Annotated in this window: 2 tRNA genes; both read right to left on the bottom strand. The window is 50.6% G+C overall.

What is annotated here, in order from left to right:
- Nucleotides 1–177: 177 nt before the first annotated feature.
- Nucleotides 178–254 (bottom strand) — tRNA-Ala (locus LJY25_RS21160).
- Between the two features lie 26 nt (nt 255–280).
- Nucleotides 281–354 (bottom strand) — tRNA-Ile (locus tag LJY25_RS21155).
- Nucleotides 355–512: the final 158 nt, after the last annotated feature.

The following is a 512-nucleotide window of genomic DNA, read 5'->3' as shown; positions in this document are numbered from 1 at the left end:
AATCTCAAGAGGGCTCGGTTGGATATACACTAGGTATATCAACTCTTCTTCTTACTCGTTTCACTACGTCAAAGAACATTTGATCCTCGTTTGGATCAATGCGGTAGTGGGTCAGCAAAGACACCACTACCAGTACTTGTGTATTCTCGCAAAGTGGATCCTGTTGATCACACTTCCTGGTGGAGAATAACGGATTCGAACCGTTGACCCCCTGCGTGCAAGGCAGGTGCTCTAGCCAGCTGAGCTAATCCCCCGTTTCTGTCCCGCCGGCCAACTTCCGTGGGCCTGCGTGGACTCGAACCACGGACCTCTACATTATCAGTGTAGCGCTCTAACCACCTGAGCTACAAGCCCCTCAGCTTCGGCTCAACCACCCTTGCGGGTAATCTACTCGAATCCTTAAAATCTTGAATGAAGGAAAAGACAAATCAGTAATACCAGTGTAACGAATCAAAGCTCACGAGTCGGACCGCTCCAGAAAGGAGGTGATCCAGCCGCACCTTCCGGTACGG

The sequence above is a fragment of the Hymenobacter translucens genome, assembly GCF_020685205.1.
GTDB classification, from domain to species: domain Bacteria; phylum Bacteroidota; class Bacteroidia; order Cytophagales; family Hymenobacteraceae; genus Hymenobacter; species Hymenobacter translucens.
The sequence above is the reverse complement of the archived record's forward strand: the minus strand, read 5'-3'. Positions and strand labels throughout refer to the sequence as shown.